Source organism: Hyalangium sp. (assembly GCF_035629615.1).
Lineage (GTDB): Bacteria > Myxococcota > Myxococcia > Myxococcales > Myxococcaceae > Hyalangium.
Map to the genome: position 1 here is coordinate 1 of NZ_DASPHO010000782.1, position 16,536 is coordinate 16,536.

Here is a 16,536-nt window from a genome sequence, read left to right on the forward strand (position 1 = left end):
GGAAGTGCACGTCCACCTCCAGGGACTTTGGCTTGTAGACGAGCCGCAGCCCCGAGCTGAACCGCAGCAGGAAGACGCCCCTGCCGCCCCGGTGCAGATCCGAGATGCCCCCTTGCGCTACCACGAGCGTGCCGAGCTCGCGCCCAGAGAGGAATGTCCGCTCCAGCAGCTCGCGGTCCGCGGCGAGGTGCCCCAGCAGCTCCAGGCTGGCCTCCTGCCAGCGCTCCAGGGCCGTGACCATCAGCCGAGCGAGCACGGGGTACTCCTCCAGCAAGGCGGCGCGCGCACCGGGCTCCTGGAGCAGGACGGTAGAGAAGTGGTGGAACCGCTCCTGAGGCGTGCTCCCCGAGAGCCGCTCCATCACCCGGGCCACGTTGAGCTCCAAGATGAGGACCCGGGAGGCGAGCTCATGGAGCCGGAGGGCCAGCGCCTCCAGCATCGTGGCCTCGATCGCGGGGCCCACGAGCGGGCCCTGCGAGGGATGATGCACGCGCAGCTCCTCGAGCCCTGCACGGAGCCGGACCGCGCCGAGCCGGAGGAACGGGTGGAGGAGGCCGGAGAACGGCAGCCCTCGCTGGCCGACGCTGGCAGGCGCGGACAGCGAGGGGGGCAGCGGCGCTCCCGCCTGCCGATCCGAGAGGATCTCCTGGAGGAGCTCCTCCCAGGACTGACCCGGGGGATTGCTGACACCGCTCTCCGCGCGGGCTAGGACCTGCAGGAAGCCCTCCCGATCGAGCCCGACACTCTTCAGGCGCTCGTCCAGCGTCCCCTCATCGGCGGACATCACCTGGCGCCAGGCGCTCGCGCGGCGCTCGGCCTGCTGGAGTGATGCCTCGCTCCCTGGCGGTGAGGCGGCCTCCTCCGACGAGGCCCGTTCGTGGAGGAACGTCGCCTTCTTCCAGGGAGATACAGGTGAGAGCGCGTGCATGCGGGCCTCGTCGGAGGAGTGGAGGGATGCTTCGAGCGGGAGGTGAGGTCCGGTCAGAACTCTTCCCGGATGGAACAATTGACGATCCCGCACGTGGGCCGCGCAGGTCCGGTGCAGCCGGTGTTGGCACCGATCGTCTTGTTGGTCAGGAGCCCGCCGGTGATCTCGCTCAGCTCTCCCTCGTCGAGCTCGGTCATGGGCTTGCCCGAGGGGCTGTCGGGGAGGGAGGCCCGCTGCTCGGCGGAGAGGCGGGCGCGAAACTCGGGGTCCTTCCAGGCACGAATGATCAGATCGCTATTCATGGGGGTTCTCCTGTGTGAGCCCGCGCCGGTCTGGAGCGGACATCAGGAGGGAGTTCATGGGCGCTGTTTGTGACTTCCTCCCGAGGTGGGCACCGCTCACGTCCTTCGAGGGTGCCACGCTCGTGCCGGAAGACTCAGAACCGCGCCACGTTGAGCGCACCCCGATCCAGGGTGAGCACGTCCAGCGGGTTGACGGTGAGGGTGCGAGTCGTCGTGGGCCTCGTGAAGGTGCCTCCGCCTGTGTAGGGCGAGCAGATGCACCCGTCGAACTCGTAGAAGGCGCCTCCGCCGACGGCATCCTCCAGATCGCTCTCGTTCAGCTCGGTAAACGCCGGGCCGGCCGGGCACTCGGGCAGCGACGAGCGCTCCTCGGTGCTGAGGCTCGCGCGGAACTCCGGGTCCTTCCAGGCCCGGACAATGGTCTCTCGCTTCATGTCCCTGCTCCTTGCATTGCCCATGAGTGGGCAACCAGAGGGAGTGGGCGCATGGCCCTTTGTGACTGAAGAGGGTTCCGAGCCCGACTGTCGAGCGAGGAGCGCGCGGCCCTGCCCGAGTGCCCCGCAGGCTGTATGTCAGGAGGTGCCGCGCTTCGTCATGTCGAAGAGGGCGCGGGCCTGTGGGCCCAGGAAGCCGTCGAAGCTCGGCGCACGCTGGGCGATCTCGAAGTAGGCGTAGGGCCACGGGCGCGTGCCGCCTCCCTTGAGCGCCACGGGCAGCGGCGCCGCGTGCGTGGCCGTCTGCCTCAGCGCCGTCCCGGGAGCACCTTCGATGTCCGCCTTCATGGGCACGCCCGCCTCGCGCATCCGCCGCTGCCACACCTCCACGTCGTCCACCGAGCCCGTGAAGTGGTTCACCTTGCGCCCGAAGGCCAGCAGCCAGGCGCCGTACTGGGACTCCTTCTCCAGCTCCAGCAGCGCGGACTCTTCCGGCGGAGGCGGCGCGGAGAACCAGCCCGCCAGCGCCTCTCCGGCCTCGGGCGGCGGCGGATCCTCGGGCAGCGTGGAGAGCAGCTCCCGGGCCCTGGGCGAGAGCTGCTCGGCCCTCAGCTCGGAGATGAAGACGCGCGGCAGGCCATCCGGATGGGACATGTAGATGGCCTCCAGACGCGTGTCCGGGAAGCTGTAGCCTCCCGCGCGCCGCCAGCCCAGGCGCTCGAAGACGCGCTCGAAGGTCGCGATGCCGCCACCAGGCCGTGCCAGCGTGCGCAGCGCGACGTGATCATTCCAGAAGCTGCCCCCGGACAGCTCGACGAATGTCCGCGCGTAGGGCACCTCGGCGGCATAACGGTCCCACAGCAGATCCAGCAGGCGCGTGGCGGCAGAGCTCATGCGCGCGATTCATAGCCGCCCCGCGCGCTGGAGACGAGCCGCTCGTTCACTTCCGGCAGTAGCGCACCACCGTCACCTCGAGCCCCCCCACCCCGGCCTCCAGCGCCGCGCGCATCACCTCCAGCGCTCGCGCCTCGTCGAAGCCGCCGCTGCCCGCGCCGATGATCGGAAACGCCACCGAGTGGAACCCGTGCTCCCGCGCCCTCGCCAGCGCGTGGGCCACCGAGTCCCGGATGGACTGCTCCGACGCACGCCACAGCATGTTGATGCCCGCCACGTGGATGATGCCTTTGTAGGGCATCCGCCCGGCGGAGGTGACCACCGCCGTGCCCAGCGGCATGGGGCCCACGCGCGCCAGCTCGCGGAAGGGCTGGGTGCCCGCGCGGCGCTTGATGGCCCCGGACACTCCCTGCGGCAGCAGCAGCCACCAGGGGATGATGTTCCGGTTCCACGCATTGACGATGGCGTCCACGGGCTGGTCCAGCAGGTCTCCCTCGACGACTCGAACCATCCCTGTCCTCCAGGCGCAGCACCCACTTCCTTATATAGGGACAACGGACGCTGGCATCCGGCTCGCTCGTGCACTACGCCTGCGCGCCATGACGACAACCAAGGTGGCAGCCGTGTTCGGAGTGGGACCGGGCCTGGGCGCTTCGGTGGCGCGGCGCTTCGCACGGGAGGGCTACGCAGTGGCGCTGCTCGCGCGCAGCGAGGCCTCATTGCACGAGGTCCACACGGAGATCTCTCGGGCAGGCGGACGCGCCGGGGTGTTCCCCTCGGACGCAGGAGACGCGGGCTCCGTCTCGGCCGCGTTCTCCCGGATTCGCGCCGAGCTGGGCCCGCCCGACGTGCTCGTCTACAACGCGGGGGCCTTCGTCATGAGCGGCATCCTGGAGCTCGAGCCCGCGGCCTTCGAGTCCGCCTGGCGGGCGAACTGCCTCGGGGGCTTCCTCTCCGCCCGCGAGGTGCTCCCCAAGATGCTCGAGAGTGGGCGCGGCACCTTGCTCTTCTCCGGCGCCACCGCCTCGCTGCGGGGGGGTGCCCGCTTCGCCGGCCTCGCCGTGGGCAAGTTCGGGCTGCGGGCCCTGGCCCAGTCCCTGGCGCGCGAGTTCGGGCCTCGCGGCATCCACGTCGCCCATGTCGTCATCGACGGGCAGATCGACACCGCTCGCGTGCGAGGGATGATGCCCGGCCGCGACCCCTCGACGATGCTCGCCCCGGACGCCATCGCGGAGACCTACTGGCAGCTCCACCAGCAGCACCCCACCGCGTGGACGCAGGAGCTGGACCTGCGCCCCGCCTCCGAGAAGTTCTAGCGCTGGAGGGGGGCCTCGCCACGCGGCCCAAAAGAAACGGCGGCGCGCGCTCCGAGCACCTTGGAGGGGTTGCTTGTCCGGAAGCCCGCGCCGCCGCAAACCGGCAGACTGCTCTGAAGCACGCACCTTGAACAATGCGTCTGACAGTCGTCATTCCGCCTACATCTGCCTACTCGAAAACCGGCCATTCAGCCCCCCAGAACATGTGCGCGGTGAACCTACCCGCGTGCTTGTGCGAGACAGCCTGTGCGGCTCTGATTCAGGCGCTCGGAGGACTTCTTGCGCGGCAGGCGACGACCCACGGTGATGGATCTCAAAAGCGCGGCGGAGGGCCACGAGCGAGACGGAATGGTCTTCAAGGCCGTGTCGCTCTGGAAGCACGTGCTGAAGCTCGAGCCCAATCGGACCGAGATTCACGAACGGCTCGCCAGCCTCTACGAACGAATGGATCTCCGGCCCGAGGCCCGCGAGCACCTGGAGTCCGTCGCCGAGCACTACGTCGTGCTCTGTGATGCGGACGCGCTGGTGCGGACACTCGAGCGCATCCAAGTCCTCGAATCGCGGAACCAGGCCCGCTAAGCCCCCGGCTCGCCTGCACTCCTCGGCAGAGCTCCCTCGCGAGAACGAGAAGTCATTGACCCTTCGCGTCAGGCTGTGTTACCGACCGGTCGGTAGCCTGACGGCCTGAGACGTAACCGGCCGGAAGGAGGACACACGTGGGACTCGTGGGGCGCAAGCCGGACGACGGAGAACGCTACCGAGCCATCCTGGAGACGGCCGCGCGGCTCATCTGTGAGCGTGGCTACGAGGGCACCTCCATGCAGGAGATCGCCTCCGCGTGCCGGCTGACGAAGGCCGGGCTCTACCACCACATCCAGAACAAGGAGCAGCTGCTCTTCGCCATCATGAGCTACGGGATGGACCTGTTCGAGGGGCAGGTGCTCGCGAAGGTGCGGGACATCGAGGATCCCGTCGAGCGGCTGCGCTCGTGTATGCGGCGCAACATCGAGCTGGTGACGCACGGGGCGAGCAAGGAGGTCATCATCATCCTCCACGAGCACGCCACGCTCACCGGCGAGGCCCGCGAGTACATCGATCAGCGCAAGAAGCAGTACGTGCGCTTCATCGAGAACACGTTCGCCGAGGCGGTGAAGCTGGGCCGCATGCGCCCGCTGGAGCCCACCATCGTCGCGTTCTCGTTCCTGGGCATGGTGCTCTGGGTCTACAAGTGGTTCAAGCCGGACGGGCGGCTGTCGTCGGAGAAGATCATCGACGGCATGCTGGATCTGTTCTTCGGGGGGTTGGTGGTGCCAGGGGCCGCAACCGGGGAGAAGGTGTGAGCTCGGACATGAAGAGACTCGTCGGAATTGAAGCACTGGCCATCGCCGCCCCTCGTCGCTACGTGGACATCGAGGATCTGGCCCGGGCCCGCGGGGTGGATCCCGCCAAGTACACCGCGGGGCTGGGCGCGCGGGAGATGGCCGTGGCGGATCCGGGCGAAGACTCGGTGGCGCTGGCGGCGACGGCCGCAGCCCGGGTGCTGCGAACGAACGACGTGGATCCGGCCCGCATTGGGATGCTGGTTGTGGGCACGGAGACGGGCGTGGACCACTCCAAGCCGGTGGCCTCCCACGTCCAGGGACTGCTGAAGCTGCCTCGGGGCATGCGCGTCTTCGACACCCAGCACGCGTGCTACGGCGGCACCGCGGGGCTGATGGCGGCGGTGGAGTGGATCGCCTCGGGCGCGGCGGCGGGGCGCTCGGCGCTGGTGGTGTGCTCGGACATCGCCCGCTACGGGCTGAACACGGCGGGCGAGCCCACCCAGGGCGCGGGCGCCGTGGCGCTGCTCGTCTCCGAACAGCCGGACCTGCTGGCGGTGGACGTGGGGCTCAACGGCGTGTGCAGCATGGACGTGTATGACTTCTGGCGTCCGCTGGGCCGCCGTGAAGCGGTGGTGGACGGGCACTACTCCATCCAGTGCTACCTGGAGGCGCTCTCCAGCGCCTACCGCGGCTGGCGCGAGCGCGCGCTGGCGCATGAGGTGGTGCGCTGGGGCCCCTCGCTGCCGGGCGAGCAGCTCGCGCGCGTCCTCTACCACGTGCCCTTCTGCAAAATGGCGCGCAAGGCGCACACACAGTTGAGGCTGTGCGACCTGGAGGACGTGCCGAACGCCCCCGCCACCACTGCCGAGGCGCGCGAGGAGCGGGCCAAGGCGGCCTCCAGCTACGAGGCCCAGGTGGCCTCCTCGCTGGGGCTCAATGCCCGCATCGGCAACGTGTACACCGCCTCGCTGTACCTGGCGCTGGCGGGGCTGCTGCACGGTGAGGCCGACACGCTGGCCGGGCAGCGCATCGGTCTGCTCTCGTACGGCAGCGGCTGCGCGGCGGAGTTCTACTCCGGCGTGGTGGGGGAGAAGGCCGCGCGGCGCATGGCGCAGGCGGGTGTCGAGGCGGTGATGGCCAGCCGCGAGCGCATCTCCGTGGTGGAGTACGAGCGCATCATGAATCTGCCGTATGAGGCGCCGGAGCCCCTGGCACCCGCCGCGGGGACGTTCCGCCTCGCGGAGATCCGCGACCACAAGCGCATCTACGTCGAGGGCGCCGCGAGCTGAGCCTCCCCTCCTCCGCCACCCATCAGCCGCAGTGCGGCGGGCGCGGATGTTCGGCAGGTGGCGGGGCGCCTCGTGAGACGCTCCTGCGCTCTTGCGCTTCTGTGTACGCTCCCGCCCATGCCATCGCCCATGGACGAGAGAGCCTTCATCGCCCGTGTCGAGGCCGCGGAGCCGGATCTGTTCGCCGCCCTCCTGGCCCGTCCCAGCCGGGATGAGGAGCGCGCGCTCCGGGCCTACTTCGGGGATGCCCGCTTCGAGCGGCTCCACACGATGGCGGTCCGCCGCACGGGCGCAGCGCGTGGCCCTCGAGGCCCTCGTGGCAATGTCGTCGTGATGCCCGGCATCATGGGCAGCGAGCTGTCCGAGCACATCGGCACCCAGACGAACCGCATCTGGGTCAACCCGCTGCGCATGGTGGCCGGGCAGCTCGGGCACCTGCGCCTGGATGACACGGGCCGCCCGCAGTTCGACGTCCGCCCCTCGGGCATCCTCAAGCTCTTCTATGGAGAGCTCATCCTCTCCCTCTCGGAGAACTGGAACGTGCAGACGTTCTGGTACGACTGGCGGAGAGACCTTCGGGACTCGGCCGCCGCGCTCGAGGAGCGGATGCGGGCGTGGTTCCCCGAGGACGCGCCGGTGCACTTCGTCTGCCACTCCATGGGCGGGCTGGTGGCGCGCACCTTCATCCAGGCCTATCCCCACCGCTGGCGGGCCATGTGGGATCGGGATCCCACCCGCCCGGGCGCCCTGGGCGGCCGGCTCATCATGCTGGGCACGCCCAACCACGGCTCGTTCGCGGCACTCCAGGTCATCACCGGCATCGAGCCGCTCGTCCGCTGGCTGGCGCGGCTGGACCTGAAGGACTCGCTCACGGAGCTGCTGGCCATCCTCAACACCTTCGTGGGCACCTTCCAGATGCTGCCCTCGCCACGGGTGATGAAGGAGCTGGAGCCCATCTTCCACGCGGACAACTACGGGGATCTGCGTGTGTCCCAGGCGCGGCTGGACGAGGGCCGGGCGCACATCGAGCGGCTGGCGAATGTGGTGGACCCCGAGCGGATGATCAACGTCGTCGGCTACAACCGGCCCACCTACCACGCGCTCACCCGCGCCCAGCAGCTGCGCTCCCCGAGCGCGTACCTGGTGACCCGTGCGGGTGACGGCCGCGTGCCCCACTCGCTCGGCCTGCTGCAGGGAGTCCCCACCTGGTACGTGGAGTCCGGTCACGCAGCGCTGACGCGGGATGGGCGCGTGCAGGAGGCGCTGGAGGAGCTGCTCGCCAAGGGCACCACCTCACAGCTCTCGCGGACGTCACCCGTGCAGGCGCGGGGCCCGAGGAAGGACGAGCCGGACGCGCGCCGGGAGCTGGAGCAGAATCGCACGGAGATGGACCAGGAGATGGAGCACCTGGTGCAGCAGCTCCAGACGCGGACCACTCGAGGCCTGGCGCCGCCCTACCTGACGCGAGACGAGGTCCGGGTGCAGGAGCTGCTCGCCAGCGCGTTGCTCGGCTCCGCGGAGGCCGTCCTCCCGGAACCCCGGCCGGTGGGCCCCGCGCCGCGGCGGGTGAAGGTGGAGCTGCGCGTGTCTCGGGGGTACATCCAGTCCTTCAACGGCGACGGGGCGCGGGGCATGCCCGTGGACGCCATCTCCGTGGGCCACTACCTGGGCGTCGTTCCCCAGCGGGCGGAGCGCGCGCTGGACGAGGAGATCAGCCGGGCACTGTTGGAGCGTCAAGGTCGCAAGGCCGAGGATCTCGAGGAGTCGGATCTGCTGTTGACACAGTACTCGGAGCGCGGCGTGCTCCGAGGAGACCTCGGGCAGCCCTTCTTCCTGGATGACCCGCGCTCACCGGGCCGGCTCATCGTCCTGGCGGGCATGGGCGTGCCGGGGCGCTTCGGCATGCCCGAGCTGACCGTCACGGTGCGCGAGCTGTTCTGGTCGCTCAGCCGGATGGGGAAGAAGCACCTGGCCACGGTGATGATTGGCACCGGCGAGGGCAACCTCTCGGTGGAAGAGGCCGCGCGCGCCTGGGTGCGCGGCGTGCAGCAGGTGGCGTCCGGCCTGGGCCCCGCGCTCCTCAGGCGCATCACCTTCGTGGAGGTGGATGGGGCCAAGGCGCGGGCACTCCAGAAGGCGCTGCAGAGTGAGGCAGCGCGGCTGCGCACAGACCCGCGCCTCGAGCTCGACTTCGAGCCCCCGCCCGCGGCGGAGCTGCGCCGCACGCTCAAGCCGCCGAAGCAGCCTGCTCCGCACCCGCGCGCCGAGCGCAACCCCATCCCCACTCGGGTGACGCTGTCGCTGGAGCACAAGCGGTACCGGTTCGGCGCCATCACCGAGGGGGCCGCCATCCCCGAGCGCGAGGTGCCCATCGATCCGGTGCTGGTGATGCAGGCCAACGACGAGCTGGCCGCGGAGTGGAAGCCCGCCAAGCAGCTCTATCACGGACAGTTCCTGGAGCGGCTGCTCCTGCCGGCGGAGCTGCGGGCGGAGTTCTACAACCACCGGGAGAACCCGGTGGTGCTGATGCTGGACGCCTCGACGGCGCGCGTGCACTGGGAGGCGATCGCGCAGTCCGACGCGGAGGTGCCCTCGCAGGAGCTCTCGGACAACGCGGAGGCGGCGCTGGACCTCTTCCTGGGGACGAGCCGCGGGCTGACGCGCCAGCTGCGCACCACCTTCGCGCCGCCGCCCGAGCCACCGCCGCCCCCTCGGCGCGTGCTGCGGGTGCTGGTGGTGGCCGACCCCGCCGAGGACAACCCCCTGCCGGGCGCCCAGCAGGAGGGCCTGGAGGTGGCGGAGCTCTTCGAGGCCTTCAACCGGGTATACACGCAGGGCCCCAACCGCGTGGAGGTGGTGCGGCTGTTCGGGCCGCACGACGCGACGCGCACCAACGTGCTGCGCCACCTGCTGATGAAGACGGAGCCCTATGACGTGCTCCACTACGCGGGCCACTGTGTGTACGACGAGAAGGACCGCTCCGCCTCGGGCTGGCTGTTCAGCCGGGACGAGCGCCTGACGGCCAACGAGCTGCGGCGGTTGGATCGCATCCCGCCCTTCGTCTTCTCCAACGCGTGCGAGTCAGGGAAGACGCCGGACCGCTCGGAGCTGCGCTCGGTGGATCTGGCTCCCACCTTCGCCGAGTCCTTCTTCGAGCGAGGGGTGTCGAACTTCGTGTGCACGGCGTGGCCGGTGGACGACTTCGCCGCGCGGCAGTTCGCGCTCACGCTCTACGCGGGGCTGCTGGGCCTGCGTCGCGGGGAGGAGCGGTACGAGCGAGGCCCGATGCTGCCCATGCACAGCGCCATGAAGGCGGCACGGCGAGCCATCGCGACCACCTCGTCCGGGACGCGGACATGGGGCGCCTACCAGCACTATGGCAGTCCCTTCCTCCGCCTCTTCGAGCCCTCGGCCTTCCGGGAGCCCGAGCCCGCGCAGCCCGCACGGGCCAAGCGAGCCCCGGCCCCGAGGACGCGCAAGCAGCGGCGGTGAGGCCGTTCGTTTGAGCCTGGGGCGTTTCCCGGATATCTCCTCGGCATGGCGGATCCGGCCGTTCCCCCTCTGGAAGTCACCCACGTCATCAAGGACTACCCGGGGAATGTCCGCGCGCTGGACCGGGTGAGCTTCCGCATTGCGTCAGGGGAGCGGGCGTGCCTGCTCGGCCCCAACGGCGCGGGGAAGACCACGCTCATCCGGCTGCTCACCGGGGCGCTCAGCCCCTCGTACGGGCAGGTGCGGCTCTTTGGCCTGGGAATGGAGAGCGAGTCCTTCCTCCAGGCCCGGCGCCGGGTGGGCATCGTCCCCCAGCTCCCGGGGATGTACCGGGACCTCAGCGTGAGCGACTACCTGCAGCTGGTGAAGGACCTCTACGGCCGGGGCGACATCGCCGAGGTGGTGGAGGTCTTCGGGCTCGGGCCCTATACCCGCCGGCCAATGGCGGAGCTGTCCGGGGGGACGCAACGGCGGCTGTCGTTGGCGGCCGCGCTGCTGGGCTCGCCAGAGGTGCTGCTGCTGGATGAGCCCACCGTGGGGCTGGATCCCGTCTCCATGCGGGACGTGCATGCCTTCCTGCGGCGCATCATGCCCGGCCGCACGGTGCTGCTGTGCACGCACAACCTCGCCGAGGCCGAGGCGCTGTGCGAGAGCGCCATCATCCTCCAGCAAGGGCGGGTGGTGCTGCACGAGCGGATCTCCGCCCTCCGCCAGCGCGCCCCCGCTCTGCTGTCCATTCGGGCGGCGCAAGGCCCCGAGCGGCTCCTGGCGGCGCTGGCGGAGCTGGGCACCCCTGGGCGCCAGGAAGAGGAGGCCGTGCTCGTCCCCACGCCGGAGCCCACCACCCAGGCCCCGGAGCTGCTCCGGCGGCTGCTCGCCGCGGGGGTCGACGTCTACGAGTGCCGGGTCGTCACCCCCAGCCTCGAGCAGCTCTTCCTGGACATCATTGGAGCGGCCGATGCTCGCGCGTGAAGTGAAGATCCTCTTCCGCAAGGAGCTGGGCCAGCTCCTGCGCAACAAGGGCGCGATGCTGACGGCCCTCTTCCTGCCCTTGCTGCTGATGCTGATCATCCCGCTGGCGCAGGTCCTCGCCGTCAACCCCGACCATCCGAAGGAGCTGCCCATCCCTCCCGACGTCTCGCTCCCGCCGGGGCTCGCGGAGGTGGGCAAGGATCCGCTGGCAACCGTGCGGCTCCTGCTCACGCCCCTCATCTCGATGGGAGGGCTCCTCACCCCTGCGCTGACGGCGAGCTACATCTTCATCTCCGAGCGGGAGTCGCGCACGCTGGAGCTGCTCGTGGCGCTGCCCGTGCGGGTGGGGCAGATCCTCCAGGCCAAGCTGCTGGCCATCCTCGCGCTCTCCGCGCCCGTGTGCCTGGGGCTGTTCGCCATTGTCGGCGGGCTCATGCTGTCGCGGGGGCTGGGCTCACCGGGCTACGTGGTGGCCATGTTCATCATGGTGGCGGCCTCGCTGGCCTTCTCTTCCAGCACCGCCCTGTTCGTCAGCCTGCTGGCACGGGACATCCGCACCGCGAGCAACCTCAATGGACTGGTGCTCTCGCCCTTCCTCCTGGGCAGCTTCATCGTCATGGCGGTGGTGCCAGGCACGACCCTGGCCAGCGCGGTCATCGCAGGAGGGTACCTCCTGGGGACGGCGGTGGTCCTCCTGCTTGCGCTGCGCGTGGTGACCTTCGAGCGGATGCTGCGCTGAGCGCCGCTCAGGACGCAGGTGCGGGCGTGGGCATGTAGAACCCGAAGCGCGCCACATCCCGGTAGCCCATGCGCAGGTAGAGGGGGCGGCCCGCATCGGTGGCGTGGAGAACGGTGCGCTCCAGCCCCCAGAGCTGGCGGGCCTCCTCGAGCCCGTGGCGCATGACCGCCTCGGCGTGGCCTCGCTGGCGGTACTCCGCGAGCGTGGCCACGTAGGCCACGTAGGCGACGCCGTCGATCCGGACCACGGACGCCACCGACACGGGCTTGCCATCCACGGAGCCCACGTAGCCCCGGCAGTCCCCTTGAAACATGGCGGGCACGGCGACGGACTCGCGCGCCACCTCCAGCGGCGAGCCGTAGGCCAGGGCATTGATGTCCGCGATGTGGCGCAGGGCCTCGAGCTCGCTGGCGTGGCGGACCTCGAGCGACGGCAGCGGCCGGGTGGGAGGCAGGAGCCGCTCGGCCACCATGCCCATGACGCTCAGGGCCCGCTTCAGGCCATGCGCCTCGAGCACGGCGTTGGCCTTCTCGCGCAGGCTCGGCGCCAGCCAGTCCTCGCACACGACATACATCCACCCCACCTTGCGAGCAGTGAAGTGGCTCACCGCGGCGGTCACGGAGCGCTCCAGTGCGGACTCAGTCTCGACCGGCGCGGGGAGGAAGGCCGTGTTCAGCATGGGCCAGGGGGCGTTGGCGGAGGCGATGGAGACCTCGGGAGTGTCGACCACTTCGCCCTTGGGACTGGTGACGGCATAGTGGCGCCAGGCGCCACGGAACTGGGCGTTGGACTCTCGGATGTCGGCGGTAGGCATGAGCCTCATCCTACTGACGATTCAGGTACGCCGAGTGGCAGGCGACGCACGTCTCCACGAGGCGGCCATAGCTCTCGGCGAGCGCCTTGTCGTCCTTCTTGTCGGCGGCGGTCGCGACGGCCTGGGCCCGGTTGCGCGCCTCGTCCTGCAGAACGAAGAAGCGCTCCGGCAGCAGGGTGTTCAGATCATCCTCGCCGCCGACGATGGGGCGCACGAGCCGCGGCTCGGAGGAGATGCGCTGAGCGGCGGCCTTGGCCGCATCGTACTGGAGCAGCGTCACCCCGAACATGAGATCCCTGGCATCCTCCCCGTGGCGCTCCATCTTCTTGCGGAGAAGGGGGCGCGCGGCCTCGGGGATGTAATTCGGCGTGGGCAGGCCCGGCGTCTTCACCTCGCCGCCCTTCTTGGCGGCCTGGCCGCTCTTGGGCTTGGCAGGCTCCGCGGCGGAGGCGTGGAAGAGGAAGCCCGCAGACAGGAGCCCGGCGAGCACAAGAGGAAGGCGACAACGAGACAGTTTCATGGGTGACCTCGCTGGGCTGAGTCTATGCACGGCGAGGGAACGGGTCTGCTGGTCTCTCGGGTAGGCCGTCCTGCCGCGGACTTCCAGCTTCTGGCAGCTGACTTCCAGAGATCCACTTCGTGTCAGCCCTCCCCGTTAACTTGGGTGACGGCACGAAGGAGATCCCCCATGGCCCCACTTCCGGATGTGCTCCCGCTCGCCGAGGTGCCCGTCTTCGCGGAGTACCTCCTGCGCGAGTTCGGCGAGCGCTCCTCCCTCCGGGAAGCACCCGTCCGCTCCTGTCCCGAGCGCTCCTCCACGGTTCCTCCCATGGAGTGGGAGGTCTCCACCTGGACACCCGGCAGTTGGGAGGTGCGCCTCGCCCGGCCCATCGCTCCCAGCACAGAGCCTCTGCTCCAGGTAAAGGCTCCTACGGGTTGGTCCCTGCGCTGCACGGGGACGAAGCTCGGGCTCACCCGCTTTCGCATCGATGCGGACAGCGACACGTGGACACGCTTGGAGGAGGTCATCCACAAGTTCTGGTCTCCCGAGCTGGAGTGGCGCTGGCCACCGACGGTGCCGAAGAAGTGGCGCAAGTTCTCGACCCGAAGGCCCACCGTCAGCATCGTCCGGCATGCCGAGATCATCCCCGGGGGCGAGGTGCTCCTGACAGGCCTTGCGCCCCAGCAGTTCTCCTTCGCGATGAGCGTGTCGGGCGAGGGACGTCCCCTGCCCGTCACCTTCCTGGGTCCCATGGGTCTCAGATCCTCTGGGAGTTCCGAGCGGTGGCTCTGCGAGCTGAAGCCTGGCGCGCCCCTGCCCCGGCTGGCCGATGTCTTTCCGGGGGCTGTCAACCATCCGTATGAGCCTCTGCCGGACGCGCCGAAGCGGGACCGGCTCCTGGAGGAGGGGGACATGCATGGCCTCCTCGTCGCACGCCGAGGCGGCCCGGGCCGGGAACTCTATGAGGTTCACCTCTCGCGAGAGGACCTCGTGAGGGAGTGCCGGTTCGCGCTGGGATCCTCGGACCAGGTGTCGGCGCTCGTGCCGGAAGACCCGACGGTGTGGACCGTGGAGTGGGCGGTCAACGGGAACTACAACTACGTGCCGGGCCACCCGGGCAGCTTCTCCAGTGTCTTCGGACGCTCTCTGCCTCCGGCCCCAGGAGCGACCCGGACCTACGAGCTGCTGCTGCACGGGCTGTCAGAGACGGTCTCCATGAGCTGGCAGGCGCGCCTCGCCCACGTGGGCCTCACCTTGCGCGAGGTGCAGCCCATTCGAGGCCGCTGAGCAGCGCGCGGCTGTGTAGTCTCGGGGCCATGACGCCCTACGCCGTGCTTGCGGCTCAGGAGACGAGGAGACACTCCTACAGTGCTCGGCACACGTGATGGCGCTTGCGGGAGCCGCCTCGGTGGCCCAAGTGACCGCAGATCTCATTGCCTGGCTGCTTCAAGCCACTCAGTCCCCATCGCTGCCGCCGAGTGACACCTGGACGTTCCCGGGCACCTTGGAGATCCCCTGCCCCAGCGCGGTGACGAAGTCCCCCACGGCCTTCACCCACTCCTGGTCGCCCAGCGCCTCCAGCAAGCCGCTGCGCTTCAGGTGCTCCCAGGTGACGCGGACGATGACCTTCCCGAGCCGCACCTTGCCCACGACCTTCTGCATCCCCGCCGCATCCTCCTTGCCACAGAGATCCTCCAGGTACTTCAGGTCGTCGCGGCTGGCCTCCGAGAGATCGCTCCGCTCGGCGAGCACCTTCAGCCGCGCCTTGCCCTTCTCCGGCGCCTTCGAGCTGCACTCCGTGTACGCGCGCAGGATGTGAAGCTCGGGGTCGTCGATGCCGGAGCGCTCGGCCACCTCGAGGAACCGGCCCAGCGCCTGCTGCCCCTTGTCCCAGGCCGCGCGCCCGAAGAAGCAGACCGCGAGCGAGCCCTGCGTCAGCACCTGCGTCAACGCGCCCACGGACGTCAGCTGCGTGGCAGACAGGCTCACCTCCTTGCCCGTGAGCAGCTTCAACCCGGCGCTCAGCTGCGCGGGCTCGGCGACCGGCCCCAGCGCATCCAGCGCCTGGGCCTCCTTCTCGGCCAGATCGCACATCCCGCTCATCGCCAGCGAGTACGCCCTCAGCGCGAGGAGCTGCGGCGTGAATCCGGGGATCTTCACCTGCGCCGGGTCCATCCGCGTGCCCTCGTACAGGATGATCTCCGGGGCGATGGGCACCGGCGAGCGGGGGTGCAGCTTCACCAGGGCCAGCGCCACGAAGAGCGCCGCATGGTCCGTCGGGCGGTCCAGGCGCGACACCAGCTCGGGCGCCACACCGAGCGGCGTCAGGAGCACGGGCAGCGCCGGCGGCAGCGCGTCCCTGTCCCCCTCGAGCACCTCCTTGCCCACCGCGCGCATCTCCCAGAGCGCCTTGCCGAGCCCCGCCACGTCCTTGAGGGACAGCCTCGGCGCGGCCTCGGCCTCCGCCGGCTCCGCCTCCTTGCCCTGGAGCGCCTTCACCGAGTGCGCCGTCCCGCCCGCCACGGCCAGCAGCCGATCCTTCACCGCCTTCGCCTCGTCCGAGCCGGCGGTCTTCGTCAGCGCCGCCTTCCCGGCCAGGTAGAGGTGGACCTTGAGGGAGTCCAGCTTCTTCTTCAGCCGCTCCTCATCGGTCTTCTTGCCCCAGAACCCCAGGGCGACAGCAGGCAGGAACAGCACGAGAAACAGGGCGGAGCGGCGGGTGAGGTTCATCTCCCGCCCCATTCAAGCACACCGTGACACCCCAGAAATGCAGGTAGGCTGCCCAATCCCCCCCTTTCGGGCCGCCCGAGCCCCCCACCCCCCCAATAGGGTGGATTTTAGGTCCTGGCACCATTGACTCCACACGTTGTCCCCACGGACGATTCAGTCCCGAACGGTCCATCCCCTGAGAAGGACGTTCATCCCAAAGCCAATCCGTAACGAGGTGAACACCGAATGATGAGACGGGTGTTGATTTCGGGGTGCGCTCTTGCGCTCCTCGCATCTGAAGCCATGGCTCAGGACACGAGCACGGCAGCCCAGGCGCCCCAGACGCCTGCCGCCAGCGCTCCTGCTCCCGAGGCCCCCGCCCCCGCGGCGCCCTCCGAGGCCGCTCCCACTGCTCCCGCCGCTCCCGAGGCTGTGACGCCACCGGCTCCGGCGGCTCCGGCTCCCGCGACACAGGCCGCGCCCCCCGGCATGCGCATGCTCCGCGGCCGGACCTTCGACAAGTCCTCCAATGACGCGGTGCCTCTGGTGCGCGTCATCATCAAGGGCACGACGAAGGGCACGGAGACGGACGTCAACGGCTACTTCACCCTGGAGATCCCCGAGGGCGCGGTCGTCCTCGACATCTCCAGCCAGGACTACAAGCAGCGCGAGGTGCTGGTGCCGGCCACCCAGCGCAGCGTCAACGTCCCCCTGGAGGCCAGCTTCACCGAGGAGCTGGTCGTCGTCGGCCGCGCCTCCGAGGTGGCCCGCAAGAACCTGGCCAACTCCGTGGCCACGGTGAATGCCGAGGCCCTCAACCGCG

General features: G+C 69.8%; 17 protein-coding genes and 1 pseudogene. 10 read left to right on the plus strand and 8 right to left on the minus strand.

Translation table 11 applies throughout. From position 1 onward, the window contains the following. The 3 genes from VD972_RS39115 to VD972_RS39125 form a co-directional block, all read right to left on the minus strand. A partial coding sequence (locus VD972_RS39115) for a DUF4135 domain-containing protein (RefSeq protein ID WP_324994002.1) occupies window positions 1–928 on the minus strand: 928 nt, incomplete at its 3' end. Between the two features lie 53 nt (window positions 929–981). Then, complete coding sequence (locus VD972_RS39120) at window positions 982–1,230, minus strand: mersacidin/lichenicidin family type 2 lantibiotic (protein WP_324994004.1); 249 nt, start codon at window positions 1,228–1,230, stop codon at window positions 982–984. A 134-nt stretch (window positions 1,231–1,364) separates the two neighbouring features. Further along, window positions 1,365–1,664 carry a mersacidin/lichenicidin family type 2 lantibiotic gene (locus tag VD972_RS39125; RefSeq protein WP_324994006.1) on the minus strand — a complete coding sequence of 100 codons (300 nt, stop codon included), beginning with the start codon at window positions 1,662–1,664 and terminating at the stop codon, window positions 1,365–1,367. A 78-nt stretch (window positions 1,665–1,742) separates the two neighbouring features. Between VD972_RS39125 and VD972_RS45640 the strand changes: the two are divergent. Then, a pseudogene (locus tag VD972_RS45640) lies at window positions 1,743–1,799 on the plus strand (mersacidin/lichenicidin family type 2 lantibiotic); the annotation flags it as partial. 3 nt (window positions 1,800–1,802) lie between these two features. Here the strand turns inward: VD972_RS45640 and VD972_RS39130 are convergent. Both VD972_RS39130 and VD972_RS39135 read right to left on the minus strand, forming a co-directional pair. Continuing rightward, window positions 1,803–2,558: a DUF1338 domain-containing protein gene (locus tag VD972_RS39130; protein WP_324994008.1), complete on the minus strand. Its 756-nt coding sequence runs from the start codon at window positions 2,556–2,558 to the stop codon at window positions 1,803–1,805. Between the two features lie 46 nt (window positions 2,559–2,604). Continuing rightward, entirely contained in the window at window positions 2,605–3,069 is a 465-nt protein-coding gene (locus tag VD972_RS39135; protein ID WP_324994010.1) for a macro domain-containing protein, read from the minus strand. A gap of 88 nt (window positions 3,070–3,157) precedes the next feature. Between VD972_RS39135 and VD972_RS39140 the strand changes: the two genes are divergently transcribed. The 7 genes from VD972_RS39140 to VD972_RS39170 all read left to right on the plus strand — a co-directional run bounded on the left by VD972_RS39140 (window position 3,158) and on the right by VD972_RS39170 (window position 11,688). Next, window positions 3,158–3,874 carry an SDR family NAD(P)-dependent oxidoreductase gene (locus tag VD972_RS39140; protein ID WP_324994012.1) on the plus strand — a complete coding sequence of 239 codons (717 nt, stop codon included), beginning with the start codon at window positions 3,158–3,160 and terminating at the stop codon, window positions 3,872–3,874. Window positions 3,875–4,180: 306 nt separating this feature from the next. Continuing rightward, window positions 4,181–4,453 carry a hypothetical protein gene (locus VD972_RS39145; RefSeq protein WP_324994014.1) on the plus strand — a complete coding sequence of 91 codons (273 nt, stop codon included), beginning with the start codon at window positions 4,181–4,183 and terminating at the stop codon, window positions 4,451–4,453. A 137-nt stretch (window positions 4,454–4,590) separates the two neighbouring features. Then, window positions 4,591–5,214 (plus strand): TetR/AcrR family transcriptional regulator, encoded by a 624-nt coding sequence (locus VD972_RS39150; RefSeq protein WP_324994016.1) that lies wholly within the window; start codon window positions 4,591–4,593, stop codon window positions 5,212–5,214. Window positions 5,215–5,222: 8 nt separating this feature from the next. Next, complete coding sequence (locus tag VD972_RS39155) at window positions 5,223–6,485, plus strand: hydroxymethylglutaryl-CoA synthase family protein (RefSeq protein ID WP_324994018.1); 1,263 nt, start codon at window positions 5,223–5,225, stop codon at window positions 6,483–6,485. Between the two features lie 129 nt (window positions 6,486–6,614). Further along, window positions 6,615–9,977: a CHAT domain-containing protein gene (locus tag VD972_RS39160; RefSeq protein ID WP_324994020.1), complete on the plus strand. Its 3,363-nt coding sequence runs from the start codon at window positions 6,615–6,617 to the stop codon at window positions 9,975–9,977. Between the two features lie 45 nt (window positions 9,978–10,022). After that, window positions 10,023–10,949, plus strand: coding sequence for an ABC transporter ATP-binding protein (locus VD972_RS39165; protein ID WP_324994022.1), 927 nt, complete (start codon window positions 10,023–10,025; stop codon window positions 10,947–10,949). Beyond that, window positions 10,936–11,688, plus strand: coding sequence for an ABC transporter permease (locus VD972_RS39170; protein WP_324994024.1), 753 nt, complete (start codon window positions 10,936–10,938; stop codon window positions 11,686–11,688). Before VD972_RS39165 ends, VD972_RS39170 begins: the two co-directional genes overlap by 14 nt. A gap of 7 nt (window positions 11,689–11,695) precedes the next feature. On the opposite strand, the gene VD972_RS39175 is transcribed toward VD972_RS39170, so the two are convergent. Further along, complete coding sequence (locus tag VD972_RS39175; RefSeq protein ID WP_324994026.1) at window positions 11,696–12,502, minus strand: GNAT family N-acetyltransferase; 807 nt, start codon at window positions 12,500–12,502, stop codon at window positions 11,696–11,698. 10 nt (window positions 12,503–12,512) lie between these two features. Further along, on the minus strand, window positions 12,513–13,022 hold the full coding sequence (locus tag VD972_RS39180) for a hypothetical protein (RefSeq protein WP_324994028.1): 510 nt from the start codon (window positions 13,020–13,022) through the stop codon (window positions 12,513–12,515). Window positions 13,023–13,190: 168 nt separating this feature from the next. Between VD972_RS39180 and VD972_RS39185 the strand changes: the two genes are divergently transcribed. Continuing rightward, entirely contained in the window at window positions 13,191–14,291 is a 1,101-nt protein-coding gene (locus tag VD972_RS39185; RefSeq protein ID WP_324994031.1) for a hypothetical protein, read from the plus strand. Between the two features lie 168 nt (window positions 14,292–14,459). Here the strand turns inward: VD972_RS39185 and VD972_RS39190 are convergent, their stop codons facing one another. Continuing rightward, window positions 14,460–15,734, minus strand: a complete 1,275-nt coding sequence (locus tag VD972_RS39190; RefSeq protein ID WP_324994033.1) for a hypothetical protein — start codon at window positions 15,732–15,734, stop codon at window positions 14,460–14,462. 282 nt (window positions 15,735–16,016) lie between these two features. Here VD972_RS39190 and VD972_RS39195 point away from each other — a divergent pair. Beyond that, window positions 16,017–16,536: carboxypeptidase-like regulatory domain-containing protein (locus tag VD972_RS39195; protein ID WP_324994035.1), on the plus strand; the 520-nt coding region annotated here is incomplete at its 3' end.